The organism is Facklamia sp. P12950 (assembly GCF_050409465.1).
Classification (GTDB): Bacteria; Bacillota; Bacilli; order Lactobacillales; family Aerococcaceae; genus Facklamia.
The window spans coordinates 1-533 of the sequence record NZ_JBNUPK010000035.1; the positions used below are offsets into that span (position 1 = coordinate 1).

The following is a 533-nucleotide window of genomic DNA, read 5'->3' on the forward strand; positions in this document are numbered from 1 at the left end:
ATGTACTCGCCAACAGCGTCAACGCCGGCATCTAGGGCTTTGAGTTCGTAGACTGACAACCTGTCCATCTTGGATAAATCCCCCACGGCTACGATGCATTGCTTGCAGAGAAATCCGTTATCGATGACGCGCGCACCTTGTTTGATGGCGCGACCAATACCTATCGCGATACGGCCACAGCACATGCAGGTGGTCGGGTTGTCGTTTTCGTCGGCCGTCGGCGTTATGGGGAGGACTGGTTTGCCTGGGAGCTTGGTCATGCTGTTGCTCCGAACAGGTCGGCAGGACGGTTATCATTTGCTGGTACCGCAGTTGGCTCGTCATCCTTGCTAGCCGCACCGATAGCCCACGCAATCCGAGCTGTAGCGATTGGCATGTATTCGTCCTCGCGCTCGCAGCCGATAAACTGAAAGCCCTCCAGAACCGCCGCCTTACCTGTGCTGCCTGAGCCCATGAACGGATCAAGAATTATGCCGCCCGATGGCGTGATGAGGCGGCAAAGCCACTGCATCAGCGTGGTCGGCTTGACGGTT

The 533-nt window shown here is 57.0% G+C and carries 2 protein-coding genes; both read right to left on the reverse strand.

Annotation, left to right across the window (positions count from 1 at the left end):
* A partial coding sequence (locus tag ACQV2Q_RS08930) for a hypothetical protein (protein ID WP_428882524.1) occupies window positions 1–260 on the reverse strand: 260 nt, incomplete at its 3' end.
* On the reverse strand, window positions 257–533 hold a 277-nt coding region (locus ACQV2Q_RS08935), incomplete at its 5' end, for a DNA methyltransferase (protein WP_428882525.1). The genes ACQV2Q_RS08930 and ACQV2Q_RS08935, both read right to left, overlap by 4 nt.